Genomic DNA, 18,554 nt, shown 5'->3' on the forward strand with positions numbered 1-18,554 from the left:
CAAGCTCTCCTTGCACTTAGATTTTTAACATAAGGTAGTTCTGCTCTCGCGCCGGTGATTACTTGTCGTCAACGCTATAGTTAGGAGCCTCTTTTGTGATCTGAATATCATGTGGATGTGACTCACGAAGAGCTGCGGAGGTCATCTTGATAAATCTTCCGTTCTCTTTAAGTTCCTCGATTGTACCGCATCCGCAATATCCCATACCTGAACGAAGTCCGCCCATGAGCTGGAATACTGTATCTTCAACTGTTCCCTTGTAGGCAACACGTCCTTCAACGCCCTCGGGAACAAGCTTTTTAGCATCTTCCTGGAAGTAACGATCCTTGGAGCCGTTCTCCATAGCTGCGATGGATCCCATTCCACGGTAAACCTTGTATTTTCTTCCCTGGAACAGCTCGAAGTCTCCAGGAGCCTCGTCACAGCCTGCAAACATTGAGCCCATCATTACGATGTTAGCTCCTGCTGCAATAGCCTTGGTAATATCGCCAGAGTACTTGATACCACCGTCAGCGATGATCGGAATACCATACTGCTTAGCCATTTCGTAGCAGTCCATAACTGCAGTGATCTGAGGAACACCGATACCTGCAACCACACGTGTTGTGCAGATAGATCCGGGTCCGATACCTACCTTAACAGCATCTGCTCCTGCCTCGATAAGGTCTTTTGTTGCAGCTGCTGTAGCGCAGTTTCCTGCGATAACCTGAAGATCAGGGAATTTCTCTTTTATCATGCGAAGACATTTAAGAACGTTCTCTGAATGTCCGTGTGCTGAATCAAGAACAATAACGTCAACCTTGGCATCAACAAGGGCTGCTACTCTGTCCAGGCAGTTAGCTGAAATACCAACACCTGCTCCGCAGAGAAGACGGCCGTGGTCGTCCTTGGCTGAAAGAGGATACTTGATGGTCTTTTCAATATCCTTGATCGTGATAAGTCCTACAAGATTGTAGTCATCATCTACGATAGGAAGCTTCTCCTTCTTGCTCTTTGCAAGAATGCTCTTTGCTTCCTCAAGTGTAATGCCTTCCTTGGCTGTAACAAGGTTTTCGCTGGTCATTACGTCTTTTATCTTCTGTGAGAAGTCTTTTTCAAACTTGAGGTCACGGTTTGTGATGATACCTACAAGCTTTTTGCCCTCTGTGATAGGCACACCTGAAATTCTGAACTTAGCCATGAGAGAATCGGCATCTGCCAGTGTGTGCTCCGGTGAAAGTGAGAAGGGATCTGTGATAACGCCGTTCTCTGATCTCTTAACCTTGTCTACTTCCTCGGCCTGAGCCTCGATAGACATGTTCTTGTGAATGATACCGATACCGCCCTGTCTAGCCATGGCGATGGCCATTCTGTGCTCTGTAACTGTGTCCATTCCTGCACTCATCATAGGAATGTTGAGTTTGATCTTCTTGGTAAGATATGTGCTAACATCTACCTGATTAGGTATAACCTGTGAATATGCCGGTACTAAAAGTACGTCATCAAAAGTAATTCCTTCGCCGATAATCTGTCCCATTGTCTCGCTCTCCCTTATTCTTTTCAGTCAGTAAACACCTTGCGAGGTGCTACGTTTTTAACAGCTGTTACAAATTCTGCATTTGGTTCGAATATAACCTTTTCTTTTCCATCATATATAAAGGTATATGTAGGATCAGGCTGGCGGTCCTTCTGTCTTGCGGAGAAATCAACCACCTTCAGGGTTTTATTCTTAAACTCATCGAGATGATAGGAACGAGACGGAGCCATAGCTTCAATCTTGTTGACGTCGTACTTGGCTACATTCTTACGTCTGCTCTTATTGAGGATCTTGTCAACTGTGATCTCCCTCTCACAGTACTGATACTCAAACTCGATATTTGCATTCAAAGTAAGGAAATAATACAAAACTCCTGCACCTATGCACAGGATAAGACCTATGATTCCTAACGGACTGATGACTGATAAAAGAAAGAAAATAATTGCCACAGCAAGAGATAAAAAGCTGAGAATCTTCACCATTGGTGACGCTTTGCTCTCTACCAGGCACTCAACATAATTGTTATCGATACCCATTACAGAACTCATCCTCCTTAAAAAATATCAATTTTAACGATTATGTTACTTTACTTTTCCCAATCTTTCAAGCGTTTTTCACCGTTCTTACCTATCATTTCTATTATATCTGTTTTATCGTAAAAAATGTATTATTTATTTGTAAACTATTGTTTATAGCTAACTTGACAGTTTTCTTTAATAAACGTAAAATTCTCGAATGAGTCCTAAGAAATTCAGGAGGAAATTTACATGTCAGTACGTGATGAGATAAAAGAACAACAGAAAAAGCTTAAAGGTCAGGGCTTTAAAGCCCACTGGGATTACTTTTGGGAATATTATAAGATACACACTATTGTAGCCATTGTAGTTTTGATCTTTGTGATCATTACCATAAGAGATGTTACGGACAACAAACCTTACGCAGTATATTCCATGTTTATCAACAACCATGGCATGGATACGCAGACCATTCTTCAGGATGGTTTTGCAGAATATGCAGGTATCGATACAGAAGAATTCGCGGTTATAGTTGATACATCATCAAACTTCATGTCTTCTATAGTAGATACTACTTCTGTTGCAACCAGTGAGAAGCTCATGGCAATGCTTGCAGCACACGAACTTGATACCATAGTTGCAGATGAAAACACCTTCGGTCGCTACGCTTCACAGGATACATTTATTGATCTTAGAACCTTATACAGCGAGAGTGAACTTGAGAGTTTTGGCGATAGAGTTTTCTACGTGGATCAGGGATACATTGATTACCTGAACTCAGATGAGTACACAACTTACATCACTTCAGGTGAATATGATAAGAACAACAAATATGCAGTGATGGCTGCAAAGTACGAAGAGGATTTCACCTACCAGAAGGTTGCTAAAGAGGATATGGATGATCCGATTCCCGTTGGAATCATTCTTGATAACTCTGCAGCACTTAAGAGCTGCGAGGCTTTTCCTGATGAAGCTCCGATTGTTGGTATTGCAGTAAACTCTCAGAGAATTGATAACGCGAAATTATTTATTGAATATCTTATGAAGTAAAAAAGTGAGTCAGTGGGGACGTTTCAGTTTGACTCATTTTGCCTGGCAAAATGAGTCAAACTGAAACGTCCCCACTGACTCACTTTTATTATCAAAGAGCTGTTGAAACAAATATATCGTAAATAGCTTCAATCGCCTTCTCAAAATCCCTATTCTCAACACCAATAATGATGTTAAGCTCTGAAGATCCCTGGTCGATCATGCGGACATTGACGCTGGCATGTGCAAGTGCAGAGAAGATTCTTCCTGCAGTTCCACGTGTTGACTTCATGCCACGTCCCACAACAGCGATAAGAGCAAGGTCTGACTCAATCTCAAGCATGTCGGGATGAGCGAGCTTGTGGATCTCTGATACAACTGCCTGCTCCTTCTCGATGAATTCGTCCTGCTGTACGAATACAGTCATGGTGTCGATTCCAGAAGGAACATGCTCGATGGAAATGTTCTGATCTTCAAAAGCCTGAAGGACTTTTCTTACGAATCCGATCTCTGAGTTCATCTGATCCTTAAGAACGTTTACACAGCAGAAGCCCTTCTTACCGGCAATTCCGGTGATGACATACTTGGACTTTTTAGCTGTTGACTCAACGATCCATGTTCCGGGATCATCAGGCTGGTTGGTATTTCTGATATTGATCGGGATACCCTCTTTTCTTACGGGGAAGATCGCATCCTCGTGAAGAACGCCGGCACCCATGTATGCAAGCTCTCTGAGCTCTGTGTATGTGATGGTCTCAATGTACGGAGGCTTATCGATGATCCTGGGATCTGCAACAAGGAATCCTGAAACGTCTGTCCAGTTCTCATATACATCTGCCTTGGTTGCTCTTGATACGATGGATCCTGTGATATCGGATCCGCCTCTTGAAAAGGTCTTTATGCTTCCGTCAGGATATGCGCCGTAAAATCCGGGAACAACGGCCTTTGGAGTCTTCTCCAGTTTCTTGGCCATCAGCTTATTGGTTTTCTCTGCATCGAATTCTCCGTTTTTGTCAAAAGAAATAACGGTAGCAGCGTCAACGAACTCATAGCCAAGGTATACTGCCATAATGATTCCGTTAAGGTACTCACCTCTGCTGGCTGCATAGTCACTGCCCGCTTGTGCCTTAAAGTTCTTTTCAATGGTCTTAAACTCACCTGAAAGATCCAGCTTTAATTTAAGTCCCTTGATGATCTCATCGTAGCGGGCCTTGATATCTGAAAGCTGCTTACTAAAATCCTTGCCCGCCTCTGCCAGGGCGTAGGTCTTGTAAAGCATATCAGTTACCTTAGTGTCCTTTGAATTTCTTTTGCCCGGTGCTGAAGGTACTACGTACACTCTGTCCGGATCGGACTTAATGATGTCACCTACCTTCTTAAACTGCTCTGCACTGGCCAGTGAACTTCCGCCAAATTTTACAACCTTTTTCATTGCTCCATCTTCCTTCTATGTTATTTATTCATCAGTAAAGTCTGATGTAACCCTTAACGCTGTCAAACTTCCAAAGCTTCTCATCAAAGTCTTTTTCTGAAATATCATCTGTAATGAAGGCAAACTCGTTATATACGTTATCGCCTGTAACTTCCTCGATACCGTGTCCGAAGATCTCAAAGGCCTGTTCTTTGTACTCAGCTGCAACTCTTACGAAGAACTTTCTTACTGCATTGTCCTTAGGAGAAAGAACTGCCTTCTCTGCATTTAAGTTTACGTCGATGTGCTTGCCCTTGTGTTTGATGATATCAATAACATCGGCAACTACCGCACTTGCTGTAGCGTTCTTGCCTGCGCCTCTTCCGTAGAACATAACGTCGCCAACCATGTTTCCGTGAACATTGATGGCATTGAATACACCGTTTACGTTTGCAAGAGGATTCTCATAAGGGATGAGGAATGGTGCAACTATTGTAAAGAAGCCGTTCTCGTTCTTCTTGCACATTCCAAGGAGCTTGATCGCCATTCCAAGGGTTCTTGCATAGGCAAAATCCTCGATGCTGATCTTGGAGATACCCTCTGTGTAAATATCTTCATAATTAACGTGTTTTCCACTCATAAGGCTTGAGAGGATGGCTATCTTACGGCATGCATCGTAACCTTCCACATCGGCCTCAGGATTCTTTTCTGCATAGCCCTTATCCTGTGCTGCCTTAAGGACTGTTGCAAATCCTGCACCCTCTTTGTCCATCTTGGTGAGGATGTAGTTGGTTGTTCCGTTTAAGATACCTGTGATGGAATCGATCTTCTCATGCTTAAGAGAATCATTGATGGTTCTAAGAAGAGGAATTCCGCCGCCTACGCTTGCCTCAAACAGATAGCTTGCTCCGTTCTTCCTGGCAAGCTCAACAAGCTCAGGTCCGCGTGCTGCAACCAGCTCCTTGTTGGAGGTGCAGACACTCTTTCCTCTCTCGAGAGCACTCTTTTCAAAAGAGAATGCCGGCTCAATTCCGCCCATTGTTTCACAGATAACTTCTATCTCAGGATCGTCAAGAATGATGTTGATGTCGTGAACGACCTGTGTCTCATGCTTATCACCGGGGAAGTCTCTAAGATCAAGAATGTACTTAAGTTCAAGCTTTTCCCCTGCGCTTTTTTCGATTTCGGCTGCGTTGTTGTCAAGAACATCAACTACTCCGCTTCCTACTGTACCGTACCCTAATACTGCTACCTTTGCCATATCTTCCTCCTTATGTAAGCGTAGCACTTCGACCGGTAATATGTACCTTGTGCACGCCTTCAGTCTTTTCCATGATGGAGATCATCTCCATGATATCTCTTGTTTCAGGTAAAACCTGGATGGTGATTGAAATAGATGCCACACCGTTTAGTGGTATGGACTGATGTATGGTAAGAATGTTTGCTCCAAACTCGGCTATGAGGTTGAGCACATATGACAGAAGTCCCACCTCATCATTCATCTGGAATGTCAGGGTAAGTGTTGTACCCTGAAGGCTGTCGTGGAACTCATATATATCTTCTTTATATTTGTAAAAAGAGCTGCGGCTGATTCCAAGTTGCTGAGCTGCCTCACTGGCTGTCTTGACCTTCCCGGATTCAAGGAGTTTCTTGGCCTCGACCACCTTGAGCAAAACCTCAGGTACCGCCTGCTTTCTGATTACATAGTATCCTGTATCCTGCTGCACTGCTATGTCTCCATAAGTGTTTTTGTATCGCGGACATTTGTCTGCATGAGAAAGATTTTATCACAGTGAAGTTTTAAAGGCAAGCAGAAATGTTTATAAATATTCAAAGTTTATACATTTTTCTTTGTACATTATGACAAAAATAGGACCACAGCCTTTGCCATGGTCCCAAAACATCATATTCGCTATATCTTATTTATTGAGCATCCGTGCTTTCAATTTTCTCTTCCGTGCTTGTTGCAGCCTCTTCTGAGTCAGTTTCTTTTGCAGCCTCAACCACAACCGGCACTTCCATTGTTAGTCCATACTTACCGCCAAGGAAAAGAAATCCGGCATATCCATTCTCATCAAGAAGAGATACAGTATCCTCTCCCGCAGGAATCACAAAGCTGACACGATTACCCTTGTACTCCCCATCAAGAAAACTTACATAGAGCGAAACGTCAGGTCTTTCTTCAAGTGCCTGCATTACCTGTTTATTGAAATTTATAAACACAGATGTCTTAACCTTAACTGTCGCATTTTCAGGCGCAGTCTCAATTCGTCTTGCAACATCCCCCTGGAAAGCATAGTAGGCAGATATCGGTCTGAAATACCATATCTTACCGCATTCAGGACACATGTAATTAATAGTACCTTCAGCAGATTCACTCTCATTCATGATCGCAACCCACTTAAAATGATGTATATGAGTAGGGTCATTCTGAAGCGCTTTTCTCTTTGCTTCAGCCTCTTTTGCTGCCTGCTCCTCTTCAGATAACTCCGGCTCATCTTCCTTATTCTCCTTCTGAGTATCTACAGCACTCTCTATAGTTGTATCCTCCTCAGCTCTTACAACCTGTGCATTAGGCGCAGGTAAAAAAGCTGCGGAAAGAATAATAAACGCAGATGAAAATACAACGGTCAAAACTCTGTTAGCTTTCATTTATCAAAACCTCACAGTACTTGCTATTTACAGTTGCAAAACTAGTTTATCACTTTTTCCAGCCATTGTTCTACTATTATTCACAATTTTGAACTTTCAGGCAATTATGTCGTTAGCCGTAACCCATGCCTGCTTCAGCAGCAAAAAAGCTATACCCGCAGCGTAGTATTTTTTCGTGAATTCATGAGTCTTCAGAGGGCGCTTTGCAGCTTCTGTCCACGGATCATCCGTAGAAGTTGCAAAGCGTTCTATGAAGGCCATGAATTCCGACAAAAATAGTCCGCGAGGAGGATAGCCATTTAGCTGTGGCAGCCCACAGGACCTCCGGCGAGAGTATCCCCTACACAAAGCGAAAAGCCATGACGTCGGGGAACGCCATGGCTTTTCAAAAACGCTTATAAAAGGAAAGAGTAAAATAGGAGGATAGCTAATTTATCATCCCTTTACTGCACCGGCTGATACGCCACCTACGATGTACCTTGAAAGAAGGAGGTAGATAACGATAACCGGGAAGATGGATGCAGCTATCATGATGTAGATCTGACCCATATCGAAACGGAGCCAGTCAGCACCACGGAGCTGAGCAATCATAACAGGAAGTGTCTTCTTAGTATCAGTGTGAAGGATCAGGGCTGGTGTGAAGTAGTTATTCCAGCTTCCTACAAATGCGAAGATCATCTGAACACTGATAGCCGGCTTAATAAGCGGCATTATGATTGTATTGAATGTTCTGAACTCTCCTGAACCATCAATTCTTGCAGCCTCAACCAGTGACAGAGGCAGGTTACTCTCCATGTACTGCTTCAGATAGAAGTAAGTAACAGGTGATGCAATTGCAGGAATGATAAGAGGTACGATTGAGTCGTCCATTCCAAGTCTTACGATCAAACGCAGGAAACCAAGGGCGGTAACCTGTCCGGGAATCATCATGATTGCCAGAATAAATGTTGCAATAGCAGCTCTTCCCTTGAACTGATATGTATTGATAGCATATGCAGTCATAGCTGAGAAGTATGTGCAAAGTACTGCTGTGCAAACTGAAACGATAATACTGTTTAAAAAGCCTCTTGCAATAGGAATAGTTCCGTTTATAAGGCTTGACCAGTTATCAAGAAGATGTGTGCTGGGAAGTACTGTGAATCCCAGTGTCATCTCTGAATGTGATCTGGTTGAGTTAATAAGCAAAATGTAGAACCAAATGAGGCAGAGGAACGAAAAGAATATAAGTGTTATGTAAGCGATAGTTCTTCTTACTCCAATTGGGACTCCATGGGGTTTCAATGTTGTTTCGTTATTCATCCCTATTTCCTCCTTAATTCTTTTCTTTTGAACTGTTTATTCTGAATACTACAAGGCTCAGAATACCGGTTACAACAAACAAGAATACTGACAAAGCACCACCACGGCCTACGTCCTTACTTGTAAGATATCTGTTAAGGAGCATGATTACTGTGGTGAGGGCATCCATAGGATTACCACGACCGTTTGTCAAGATCTGAGGAACATCGAACATCTGCAGACCACCGATAAGTGATGTGATCAGCACGTAGATGAATATAGGACGGAGAATAGGCATTGTGATCTTGAAGAATACCTGTGAAGCTGTAGCTCCGTCAACCTGAGCAGCTTCATAAAGTGATGAGTCGATACCAAGCATTCCTGCCATAAGGAGGATGGTTGTATTACCGAACCACATCAGGAAGTTCATGAGCATAACAAGAATTCTTGAAGCACCCACAAACTGGAAGAACTTGAAAGGCTCTTTTATAGCACCGAGACTCATAAGAATCTGGTTTACAGGGCCGCTGTCTGAGAACAATGCAAAGAACAGCATTGAAAACGCTGATGCCATGATCAGGTTAGGCATGTAGATAACTGTCTTAAAGAATCTCTGACCTTTAAGTCTGAGTGAAGGATCTGAGAACCAGTAAGCCAGTAAAAGAGCTATAACGATCTGTGGGATGAAACCACCAACCCACATGATGAGTGTGTTACCTAAGTATTTCCAAATCTCCGGTGTGGTAAGCAGGTTAACATAGTTGGCACCACCAACAAAGTTAGGTCCGATCTGCTTAAGTCCGGAACGATAGTTCTCAAAGAAACTGTTATATATAGTTGAAAACAGTGGAATAAGGCTGAAGATGATATATGTAACAAAGAATGGTATAAGGAAAATATATCCCCAGCGGTTAAACTTAACCACGTTATGATTGGCTTTAGTGGACTTATTTTTGTCCATACCCTTACCTCCGCAAATATTTTACTCTTTACCCTTGGATTTTTAAGAAATTGCCTGCCGGATAACCCGGCAGGCAACTTATTTTTGAAATACTGACACTTATGCAGAAATTATCTTGTAAGCTCAGGATATCTCTGAAGTGCAAGTGTGTAGAACTGCTCAAGAGCCTCATCATATGTAGCATAGTTGCCGTTGATGTAGTCGCCCATAGCTGTCTGGAAGTCACCAAGAAGTCCCTGGTCATAAGCTGTAAGGTTAGCCATGTCGATGTTGTCAGCGCCTGCACAGAACATCTTAAGAGGGTTCTGTCCACCAAGAACTGCGTTCTGGTAAGAAGGATCGTTTGCAAGCTCTTCCATAACAGGTCTGTTGTTTACGAAGTCATTGTCCTTAAGAACGATGTCCTTCATAACTGCAGGATCCATTGTCATCTTTCTCATGATATCAGCAACGAGTGATGGGTTATCTGTTCCAGCTGCTGCACAGATCCATGTTCCGCCCCAGTAGAAGCCCTGAGGTCCCTCTGTAGCTGCCCAGCCACCATCGTGAGCTACTGAGCCATCTACGTCAGCTGCCATACAGAAGTCGATCAGCCAAGCTGGTCCAAAGTAAGCGAATACCTTTCCTTCAGGATAGAATCCCTTGTTCCAGTCCTCACCCCACTGGCCCCATGTGTTGCAGTAGCCAGCATCTGCAAGCTTCTTAGAATCCTCAACCCACTTCTTAAGGTTGTCATCAACCTGGATCTGTGTTCCGTTAACCCAAGGAAGCTTAGCGTTGTTCTGATATACACGGAATGTATCAGCTGTTGAAGAGATTACATCGTAACCAGCCTTGTCAAGCTCACCGGCTGACTCGAAGAACTTATCCCAATCTGAGAACTTAGCCTGGATCTCTGCAGGCTCATCTGTTCCGAATACTTCCTTAGCGATCTCTCTGTTGTAGATCATAACACCAGGGCAGCCCTGCCATGATGTTCCCTTAAGAACGCCGTTAGAATCTGTAACAACATCCTGTGTGTATGTGTACTGATCCTTGAGCTCATCATCTGTGATTCCAAGATCCTTAATAGGCATTGTGTAATCTGTGTCTGTGTACTTAACTGCATAGTCAGCCTCTACAAGGAAAAGGTCAACCTTGTCATCTGCTGCAGCGCTATCCTGTGCAAGAAGAAGCTCATCAAGTCTGTTCTGGTAAGCGTTCTCCTCGTTAGGAGTGATCAGCCAGTTAACTGTTACATCACCGATCTTACCTGTTGTTCCATCAACTACCTCATATCCAGGATAGTGATCTGTAAGACGGCTCTTGAACTCCTCGTTCCAAGCTGAAATGTTGAGAACCTTGCCCTCATCAGCTGCAGGTGTCTCTGCTGCTGCATCAGCTGCAGGTGCTTCTGCTGCTGCATCTGCTGCAGGTGCCTCAGCTGCAGGTGCCTCTGTTGCTGCAGGTGTCTCAGTAGCTGCAGGAGCTTCTGCTGCAGATCCGCAAGCTGAAAGCATACCAGCTACCATTGTTGTTGAAAGTAATACGCCAAGTATTTTCTTTCTCATAACTACTTTTACCTCCCTTTTCTCTTAAAAGAATTTTGAGTTATATTTAAAACGGCTATGGCCATTTTAAACCGGGTTAATATTGGCGACTGACTCGCCCTTTTCCAAGGTTCCTTCTACCACTATCTGTTCGATAAGTGTTCCCTTTGGATTATTGATAAGATCTATGAGTTTGCTTGCTGCAACTCTTCCTATCCTGTCTGTGTCCTGAACTATTGTTGTCATAAGAGGACTTATTCTTCTTGCAAGCTCTATTCCATCGTATCCTGCAACGGATATATCCTCCGGAATCTTAAGTCCCTTTTGTCTTATGGCATTCATTCCGCCGAAGGCTGCAAAATCATCTGAATACATAATGCATGTTGGCGGATCAGGCAGTTCCAAAAGTTTGGTAGTAGCTTCAAAAGCTTTCTCTGTATTTCTGTACGGGCTTGATACCATGTACTCATCTCTTACCGGTACTCCCAGATCCTGGAGAGTATTGTAAAAACTTGTGAGTCGTGACTGAGTAACTGCTGTGTTCTCGAGTCCGTGTACGTATGCTATCTTACGATGTCCCTGTTCATATATATAAGTAACAAGATCTCTTATTCCCTTAATATTGTCAGAGACAATTGCTATTCTGTTGTAGAAAGTGTGGTCTATTGTGACCACCGGGATGTTACTCTTAATAAGTTCATCCACTTCCGGGTCCGAAAACTCTACACAGGCAATGACCACTCCGTCGAAGCCTCTGTAAATTGCATGGGACAGATAACTCATCTTGTTGGTTCTGGATCTGTCTCCATTAATAAAGGTAATATCGAAACCTTCCTGCTCAGCCTTTTTCTTAAAGCTGTCGAGCACATGTGAGAAGTAGTCGTGGGTAAGTCCACTGTTGGCTTCGTCTACAAAGAGCACTCCGATATTATTTGACCTGTTTGTCTTAAGTGCCTGAGCAGCTGCATTGGGGTGATACCCAAGCTTATCAGCTATCTCCCTTACTCTTTCCTTCGTTTCCTTACTAATATCGCTGTGATCGTTAAGCGCTTTGGAAACAGTTGCTATTGACACTCCACAGGCCTTCGATATGTCTTTCAATGAAACAATACGTCTAGCCATCTGTTTATCTCACGTTTCTCACTTAATCGTTTTCGTAGTTTCAATATACAACGAAATTACTCTAAAATCAAGTTGAGTTTTTTAGTTTTTGTGCAATTTTGATATTTTTGTGAGTCTTTTACAAATTTGTAAGCGTCATTTCATATATTTTTCTAAGTTTGTCCATAATTTGTTCATATTTCTTTTAAACGTTTTCGAAACAAATGCACTATCCATGCGGCTTTGTAAAAACTTACACGCATAAGTAAACGTAAACCTAGTATTTATGCGCTTTGCACCAGATTAAAAAAAGTTGAAATTTGTATTGAAATCATGTACATTTACATATATAATACACCTAGAATTTTATCGAAAACGTTTAAGTTAACAGGAGGTTACCAATGAAGTACGGTTATTTTGACGACAATGCTCTCGAATACGTAATAACTACGCCCAAGACTCCACTTCCATGGATCAACTATCTGGGCAACAAAGAGTTCTTTTCACTCATCTCCAATACCTGCGGAGGATATACATTCTATAAGGATGCCAAGCTCCTTCGTCTTACAAGGTATCGTTACAACAACGTTCCTTATGATAACAACGGTAAGTACTTCTTTATTAAAGACGGCGATACCATTTGGAATCCCGGATGGCAGCCTGTAAAGACCACTCTGGACAGCTATGAGTGCAGACACGGTCTTGGCTACAGCACATGGGTTTCAACCAAGAACGATATCGAGGCTAAGGTTCTCACCTTTGTTCCGATGGACGATAACTGCGAGGTTTCAAAGGTAACTCTTACTAATAAGAAGAGCAGCGATGCCAACATAACCCTCTTTTCATATGTAGAGTGGTGTCTGTGGAACGCAGATGATGATATGAAGAACTTCCAGAGAAACCTTTCAACCGGTGAAGTTGAGGTCACAGACGGCGGAAGTGTTATCTATCACAAGACAGAGTACAGAGAGCGTCGTAATCACTACGCAATCTACGGCGTAAACACCAAGGTTGACGGATTTGACACAAGCCGTGACGACTTCCTTGGAGCATACAACGGACCTGACAGTCCTGATGCTGTTGCAGCCGGCAAGTGCACAAACTCCATGGCAAGCGGATGGTCTCCTATCGCAGCTCATCAGATCAACGTATCTCTTAAGCCCGGCGAGTCCAAGACCTTCGTATTCACTCTCGGATACATTGAGAATCCTGAGGATGACAAGTGGGAAGCTCCTTCTGTTGTCAACAAGAAGCCGGCAGTTGCAATGCTTGCCAAGTACAACAACGAGGCAGCTGTAGATGCAGCTCTTGCAGAACTTAAGAAATACTGGAGCGAACTCCTTTCAATCTACCATGTATCTTCCAACAATGAGAAGGTTGACCGCATGGTTAATATCTGGAATCAGTATCAGTGCATGGTTACATTCAACATGTCAAGATCTGCTTCCTACTATGAGTCAGGTATCGGCCGTGGAATGGGATTCAGAGATTCCTGCCAGGATCTTCTCGGATTCGTTCACCTTATTCCCGACAGAGCAAGACAGCGTATCATTGATATCGCTTCTACTCAGTTCCAGGATGGTAGCGCATACCACCAGTATCAGCCACTTACCAAGAAGGGTAACTCAGATATCGGATCAGGCTTCAATGACGATCCTCTGTGGCTCATTGCCGGAACAAGCGCATATATAAGAGAGACAGGCGACCTTTCAATCCTTGATGAAATGGTTCCTTTCGATAATGATATGAGCGTAGCCAAGACCCTTATGGGACACCTTAAGTGCTCATTCAATTTCACAGCAACACACAAGGGACCTCATGGTCTTCCACTTATCGGACGTGCTGACTGGAACGACTGTCTGAACCTCAACTGCTTCTCAGAGCATCCGGGTGAGTCTTTCCAGACCTTCGGACCTTCCGAGGGACCTGTTGCAGAGTCAGTATTCATCGCCGGAATGTTTGTTAAGTACGGTGAAGAGTATGCAGAGCTTGCAGAGCTCAAGGGCGATACAGCCGAGGCTGAGCGCGCAAGAGCTGAGATCAAGAAAGTTTACGATGCAGCAACAACAGCCGGCTGGGACGGCGAGTGGTTCGTTCGTGCTTACGATGCAAACTCCAACAAGGTTGGATCAAAAGAGTGCGAAGAGGGCCAGATCTACATCGAGCCTCAGGGCTTCTGCGTTCTTGCAGGAATCGGTGTTAAGGAAGGTCTTGCTGAAAAGGCACTTAAGAGCGTTGAGGAGAGACTTGATACCAAGTACGGAATCATGATCCTTCAGCCTGCATATACCAAGTACCACTTAGAGCTCGGAGAAGTCAGCTCATATCCACCGGGATACAAGGAGAACGCCGGAATCTTCTGCCACAACAATCCTTGGGTTTCAATCGCTGAGACCGTTCTCGGACACGGAAACAGAGCTTTCGATATCTACAAGAAGACATGTCCTGCATACGTTGAGGAGATCAGTGATATCCACTGCACAGAGCCTTATGTATATTCACAGATGGTTGCAGGAAGAGACGCTAAGTTCCACGGACAGGGCAAGAACAGCTGGCTTACAGGTACAGCTGCATGGACCTTTGTAAACATCTCACAGTACATCCTTGGTGTTTACCCTACTCACAAGGGACTTTCCATCAATCCTTGTGTACCCGAGGACTTCGGTGACTTTACTCTCACCAGAAAGTTCCGCGGAGCAACCTACAACATTTCTGTTAAGCAGAACGGTGCTCAGAAGGGCATCTCCAAGCTCACTGTAAATGGCAAGGAAGTTGAAGGCAACATCATCCCTTACGAGGAAGGTGTTAAGGAGTACACTGTAGAAGCTATTCTCGGATAATAACCTTCTTAAATACAACTAAAACCAAAACCGGAGAGCCCAGGCGCGTTTAACGCGCTCGGGCTTTTTGGTTGCGCAAAACCTATCATACGTGTTAAAATAAAGTGTTAAGTCGGAGGTTTATATGAGCACAGAAAAAAAGCCCAGAAAACACAGACATAAGAGACACTATACCTTCATGGTCATATCCGGTGACTCTGATGGCAGTACCAAGAGACTCCATCTGAACCACTTCAGGACGCAGCTGCTGGCTTACACAGCCTTTGGTATAGCGCTGGTTATTATCTGTTATATAATCTACTCTGCCATCACCATAAACCATCTTCGTTCCATTGAACTTGAACAGAAGGCACAGATTGATGAGCTGACAACTGAGAGCGCAACCCTGGAGGCCTCAAACGGAGAACTCGAGACCAAGGTTCAGCAGCTTTCGGCAGCCCTCAACCAAAGGCTTGAGGATGAGCAGATTTCAGCGGAAGAAGCCGAGACACTTGCAATTCCCACAGGATTTCCTTTAACAGGAACTGCATCCATGACTCCCGCAGTGGATGATCCAAACGAAACCAAGGTCACCAAGATCACCGAGGACAACAAGGACACAGCCACAGGCAATCCGCTGGTACTATTTGATTCCGCTGCCGGTAACAGCGTCATCGCAGCAGGCTCCGGAACAGTACAGACCGTTACCACAGATGTTAAGTTCGGTAACATGGTCACCATCGACCACGGCAACGGTTATATCTCAATTTACAGAAATATGGGCGATCCTCTTGTCACAGAAGGATCTGCCATAGATAAGGGTGATATTATCTTCGTTATATCTGAAGACAACACAACACTCGGCTATCAGATACAGCAGAATGAACAATATATCAACCCGGAAGAACTAACAGAAATCAACGGGTAATGGCCCGAATATCAAACGGAGGAAATATCATGTTTGGAAGCAAAAAAGACAACAGTGTAGATCCTGCTTTAGAACAGGTGGGAACCATCATTGGTCCCGGAGCAATCCTTGACGGTCCGCTTACAACCAAAGATTCAACCAGAATCGACGGTACAGTAAACGGCAACGTGACCATTAGTGGTGCTCTCATCGTGGGTCAGGAAGGCAAGATCACCGGAACGGTTTCAGCAATGAATGCCTATGTTGCAGGCGAGATCACAGGTAATGTATCCGCTCCTCAGGGCAAGGTTGAGATCAGCGATACCGGTAAGGTCATCGGCGATGTTACCTGCAAGGGAATCATCATTGATGAGAACGCAGTATTCCACGGAAATTGCGAGATGACATCCATCGACAAGAGCTCTGCAGCAATTGCAAAAGAGCGCGCGGTTGCCGACAAGTCTTCTGAAGAAACCACAGAAGAAAAGAAAGACGAAAACAAAGAAGAGAATAAAGAAGAAAACAAAGAAGAAAACAAATAAGAGAAAAGAGGAACCTTAAGGCTCCTCTTTCTTAATTTTGTTCAGTCTTTCATTAACCATATAGATCAGATCATCCGGGAACATCTTGGATATATGATTCCAAATACTGTGGAAGCTCATAGCCCCTCCTGTCTTCATGCGATCTGCCATGGAAGGATTTATAAGCGACATGGGCTTTGCCACCAGTTCCTGAATTGTGTCAAAACCCTCCGGATATCTGTAAACCTCTTCCAAAGGATCATATACAGAAAGATATCCTTCATTGACCACCAATTCTTTTACAGCAGTCTCCTGTGCACCGTTTGTCACTGAAGCAAACCACTGCGTAACTGCCTCTGAAAGGTTCTTTTCCTCCTTGTAAACATACTCTGAAGGAATGCTCTCCACCTTCTCAAATATCGCACTATCTTCAAGACCATTTCCACTTACCAAAACAGTGTTTGCTCCGCCAGACAGCTCAACAGGCTCAAATACAAAGCATGTCTCCCCCTTCAATGTCTGCATGCATTCTCCGTTCACAAAAAGAGAAAGCTCCTTGAGGTTACTGTATGCCTTGACACTCACCTTCTCTTCATAGCGTTTTGTAAACCTCTTTCCACATACATAGATGAAAGGTTCCTTAGTCCAAAGCGCCTTGTAAAGATAGAATGCCTGCTTTTTTACCTTCCTGTCATAGGTTACAAGGCCCTTGTTATTTCTGCCCTTGCATCCGCCTTCATCCCTGTTGTCCGCAGCAAAGTCAAACATATTCCAGAGCCATGTGCCCCAAAGATAATCTCTTTTTCCAAAAGCTTCAATAGCCTTTTCATGCACCAGGGCCTGGTATTCCTCAGTGTAATCCTTGACCTTGGGTTCTGCACTGTGCCAGCTCATCACTGCTTCTGCTCCATATTCACTGATGCCAAGAGCAATATCTTTCAGTTCACCATGCTTTTCATCGGCAAAGATGCCGTGATCATCAGGGCCACCTTCGTACCATCCCTTGTACTCGTTATATGTCGCGATATCCGTATTGTGGAAAAGAGGACTTGAAGTGCTTGTCATTCCTACATTGGCGATGGTGGTAAGTCGTGTAGGATCCATCTCTTTTGCAATAGCATTAAGCTCAGCCAGGATCCTGTACATCTCCTCGTTTTCTCCGCCGATTCCGATCTCATTGGCAACGCCCCAGAAACAGATAGATGGGTGATTAAAATTCTGCACGATAAGCTCTTTTAGCTGGCTCCTAAGATTCTCATCAGCTTCTTTTCTGCTATCATATCCGCTTATGAACGGAATCTCAGCCCATACCACCAGTCCCTCTTTATCGCAGAGATCATAAAAATACGGAGCCTGCTGATAATGCGCAAGTCTTACGGTATTTGCTCCGATTTCCCTGATGAGCCCCATATCCTCGTCATGTTCTTTGGAAGTGATGGCCCATCCCATATCTTCTCTGTCCTGATGTCTGCACACACCTCTCAGGGGATATGAATTTCCATTGAGGAAAAAACCTTTCTCAACATCAACATTAAAGCTCCTGAAGCCAAAATCAGAAGAGATTTCATCAAAGTCCATTGTGACAACTGCTTTATAAAGATGAGGATCACAAAGGCCATTCCACAGATGCGGAGAAGGAACAGTAAGTTCTACCTCTGTCGGTTGTCCGCTCTCATTGCAGCTAACGGTCTTTTCTGCCACTTTCTGAGTATTCTCACCGTTCACATCATAAATTGCAACAGTACATGTCTTCTCTTTGGCAAGGGCTATGAATCTGACCTTAACGGTATCCTCAGAAGGAGTGATCATAAGAGCATCTGTGCCGTATTCATCCACTTTGAAGTGCTCGCCGTTGTCAAAGCAGATTATCTGAACACCCCTGTAGAGTCCGCCAAAGAAAGTAAAATCCGCAAACATGGGATATATCGGAAGATCCTTACTGTTATCGACCATTACAAGAATCTCGTTATCTCCATCCTTAATCTTACCTGACATATCTAATGTAAATGCAGAAAATCCTCCGTCATGGCTTCCGATAAGAGAGCCGTTTAAATACACATCAGCTCTTTTGCTTGCTGCGCCAAACCTGATATAAATATTTTCTCCAAATCCCTCAGGTATATCGTCCGAAGCAAACTTTCTTCTGTACCATGCTCTTCCCTGATAATAATCATTGCCGCCATCCTGTCCGTCAAATGCATTATAGGTATGAGGAAGGCTTACCTTTTCAAAGGAGACATTCTCTGATCCGATTGGCTCCATATCTCCTTTATAAAATTCCCAGTTTTCATTAAATTCTATTATCCTTCTCAATT

15 protein-coding genes are annotated in these 18,554 nt (G+C 43.8%); 4 read left to right on the forward strand and 11 right to left on the reverse strand.

Annotation, left to right across the window (positions count from 1 at the left end; translation table 11 throughout):
- Positions 1 to 58 precede the first annotated feature (58 nt).
- The gene (gene guaB / locus G633_RS0109560) at positions 59 to 1,516 is read right to left on the reverse strand and encodes an IMP dehydrogenase (protein WP_022769582.1); all 1,458 of its coding nucleotides are present in this window, start codon (positions 1,514 to 1,516) and stop codon (positions 59 to 61) included.
- A 23-nt stretch (positions 1,517 to 1,539) separates the two neighbouring features.
- The gene (locus G633_RS0109565) at positions 1,540 to 2,052 is read right to left on the reverse strand and encodes a DUF6106 family protein (protein WP_022769584.1); all 513 of its coding nucleotides are present in this window, start codon (positions 2,050 to 2,052) and stop codon (positions 1,540 to 1,542) included.
- 231 nt (positions 2,053 to 2,283) lie between these two features.
- On the opposite strand from G633_RS0109565, the gene G633_RS0109570 reads away from it, so the two are divergent.
- Positions 2,284 to 3,081: a hypothetical protein gene (locus G633_RS0109570; protein ID WP_026519768.1), complete on the forward strand. Its 798-nt coding sequence runs from the start codon at positions 2,284 to 2,286 to the stop codon at positions 3,079 to 3,081.
- A gap of 91 nt (positions 3,082 to 3,172) precedes the next feature.
- On the opposite strand, the gene G633_RS0109575 is transcribed toward G633_RS0109570, so the two are convergent.
- The 8 genes from G633_RS0109575 to G633_RS0109615 form a co-directional block, all read right to left on the reverse strand.
- On the reverse strand, positions 3,173 to 4,492 hold the full coding sequence (locus G633_RS0109575) for an aspartate kinase (protein ID WP_026519769.1): 1,320 nt from the start codon (positions 4,490 to 4,492) through the stop codon (positions 3,173 to 3,175).
- A 31-nt stretch (positions 4,493 to 4,523) separates the two neighbouring features.
- Positions 4,524 to 5,732 (reverse strand): homoserine dehydrogenase, encoded by a 1,209-nt coding sequence (locus G633_RS0109580; protein WP_026519770.1) that lies wholly within the window; start codon positions 5,730 to 5,732, stop codon positions 4,524 to 4,526.
- Between the two features lie 10 nt (positions 5,733 to 5,742).
- Positions 5,743 to 6,198 (reverse strand): ACT domain-containing protein, encoded by a 456-nt coding sequence (locus tag G633_RS0109585; protein WP_022769593.1) that lies wholly within the window; start codon positions 6,196 to 6,198, stop codon positions 5,743 to 5,745.
- A 196-nt stretch (positions 6,199 to 6,394) separates the two neighbouring features.
- Positions 6,395 to 7,123, reverse strand: coding sequence for a hypothetical protein (locus G633_RS0109590; RefSeq protein ID WP_026519771.1), 729 nt, complete (start codon positions 7,121 to 7,123; stop codon positions 6,395 to 6,397).
- A 435-nt stretch (positions 7,124 to 7,558) separates the two neighbouring features.
- On the reverse strand, positions 7,559 to 8,422 hold the full coding sequence (locus G633_RS0109600) for a carbohydrate ABC transporter permease (RefSeq protein WP_026519772.1): 864 nt from the start codon (positions 8,420 to 8,422) through the stop codon (positions 7,559 to 7,561).
- 13 nt (positions 8,423 to 8,435) lie between these two features.
- Positions 8,436 to 9,362 (reverse strand): carbohydrate ABC transporter permease, encoded by a 927-nt coding sequence (locus G633_RS0109605; RefSeq protein ID WP_026519773.1) that lies wholly within the window; start codon positions 9,360 to 9,362, stop codon positions 8,436 to 8,438.
- Positions 9,363 to 9,472: 110 nt separating this feature from the next.
- Positions 9,473 to 10,912 carry an ABC transporter substrate-binding protein gene (locus tag G633_RS0109610; RefSeq protein ID WP_022769598.1) on the reverse strand — a complete coding sequence of 480 codons (1,440 nt, stop codon included), beginning with the start codon at positions 10,910 to 10,912 and terminating at the stop codon, positions 9,473 to 9,475.
- 66 nt (positions 10,913 to 10,978) lie between these two features.
- A complete protein-coding gene (locus G633_RS0109615; RefSeq protein ID WP_026512569.1) occupies positions 10,979 to 12,001 on the reverse strand; it encodes a LacI family DNA-binding transcriptional regulator in 1,023 nt (340 codons plus the stop codon).
- Positions 12,002 to 12,393: 392 nt separating this feature from the next.
- Here G633_RS0109615 and G633_RS0109620 point away from each other — a divergent pair, with 392 nt between their 5' ends.
- The 3 genes from G633_RS0109620 (at position 12,394) to G633_RS18005 (ending at position 16,260) form a co-directional block, all read left to right on the forward strand.
- Positions 12,394 to 14,832 carry a GH36-type glycosyl hydrolase domain-containing protein gene (locus tag G633_RS0109620; RefSeq protein ID WP_026519774.1) on the forward strand — a complete coding sequence of 813 codons (2,439 nt, stop codon included), beginning with the start codon at positions 12,394 to 12,396 and terminating at the stop codon, positions 14,830 to 14,832.
- Positions 14,833 to 14,956: 124 nt separating this feature from the next.
- The gene (locus G633_RS0109625) at positions 14,957 to 15,739 is read left to right on the forward strand and encodes a murein hydrolase activator EnvC family protein (RefSeq protein ID WP_022769602.1); all 783 of its coding nucleotides are present in this window, start codon (positions 14,957 to 14,959) and stop codon (positions 15,737 to 15,739) included.
- Between the two features lie 29 nt (positions 15,740 to 15,768).
- On the forward strand, positions 15,769 to 16,260 hold the full coding sequence (locus G633_RS18005; protein ID WP_022769604.1) for a bactofilin family protein: 492 nt from the start codon (positions 15,769 to 15,771) through the stop codon (positions 16,258 to 16,260).
- A gap of 15 nt (positions 16,261 to 16,275) precedes the next feature.
- Here the strand turns inward: G633_RS18005 and G633_RS0109635 are convergent, their stop codons facing one another.
- Positions 16,276 to 18,552 (reverse strand): glycoside hydrolase family 2 protein, encoded by a 2,277-nt coding sequence (locus tag G633_RS0109635; RefSeq protein WP_026519775.1) that lies wholly within the window; start codon positions 18,550 to 18,552, stop codon positions 16,276 to 16,278.
- Positions 18,553 to 18,554 lie beyond the last annotated feature (2 nt).

This window comes from Butyrivibrio sp. FCS006 (assembly GCF_000424525.1).
Classification (GTDB): Bacteria; Bacillota; Clostridia; order Lachnospirales; family Lachnospiraceae; genus Butyrivibrio.

What these genes read in the sequence shown, in the direction of transcription:
- guaB (WP_022769582.1), bottom strand. Translation starts at nt 1,516, where the DNA reads ATGGGACAGATTATCGGCGAAGGAATTACTTTTGATGACGTACTTTTA.
- G633_RS0109565 (WP_022769584.1), bottom strand. Translation starts at nt 2,052, where the DNA reads ATGGGTATCGATAACAATTATGTTGAGTGCCTGGTAGAGAGCAAAGCG.
- G633_RS0109570 (WP_026519768.1), top strand. Translation starts at nt 2,284, where the DNA reads ATGTCAGTACGTGATGAGATAAAAGAACAACAGAAAAAGCTTAAAGGT.
- G633_RS0109575 (WP_026519769.1), bottom strand. Translation starts at nt 4,492, where the DNA reads ATGAAAAAGGTTGTAAAATTTGGCGGAAGTTCACTGGCCAGTGCAGAG.
- G633_RS0109580 (WP_026519770.1), bottom strand. Translation starts at nt 5,732, where the DNA reads ATGGCAAAGGTAGCAGTATTAGGGTACGGTACAGTAGGAAGCGGAGTA.
- G633_RS0109590 (WP_026519771.1), bottom strand. Translation starts at nt 7,123, where the DNA reads ATGAAAGCTAACAGAGTTTTGACCGTTGTATTTTCATCTGCGTTTATT.
- G633_RS0109600 (WP_026519772.1), bottom strand. Translation starts at nt 8,422, where the DNA reads ATGAATAACGAAACAACATTGAAACCCCATGGAGTCCCAATTGGAGTA.
- G633_RS0109605 (WP_026519773.1), bottom strand. Translation starts at nt 9,362, where the DNA reads ATGGACAAAAATAAGTCCACTAAAGCCAATCATAACGTGGTTAAGTTT.
- G633_RS0109610 (WP_022769598.1), bottom strand. Translation starts at nt 10,912, where the DNA reads ATGAGAAAGAAAATACTTGGCGTATTACTTTCAACAACAATGGTAGCT.
- G633_RS0109620 (WP_026519774.1), top strand. Translation starts at nt 12,394, where the DNA reads ATGAAGTACGGTTATTTTGACGACAATGCTCTCGAATACGTAATAACT.
- G633_RS0109625 (WP_022769602.1), top strand. Translation starts at nt 14,957, where the DNA reads ATGAGCACAGAAAAAAAGCCCAGAAAACACAGACATAAGAGACACTAT.
- G633_RS18005 (WP_022769604.1), top strand. Translation starts at nt 15,769, where the DNA reads ATGTTTGGAAGCAAAAAAGACAACAGTGTAGATCCTGCTTTAGAACAG.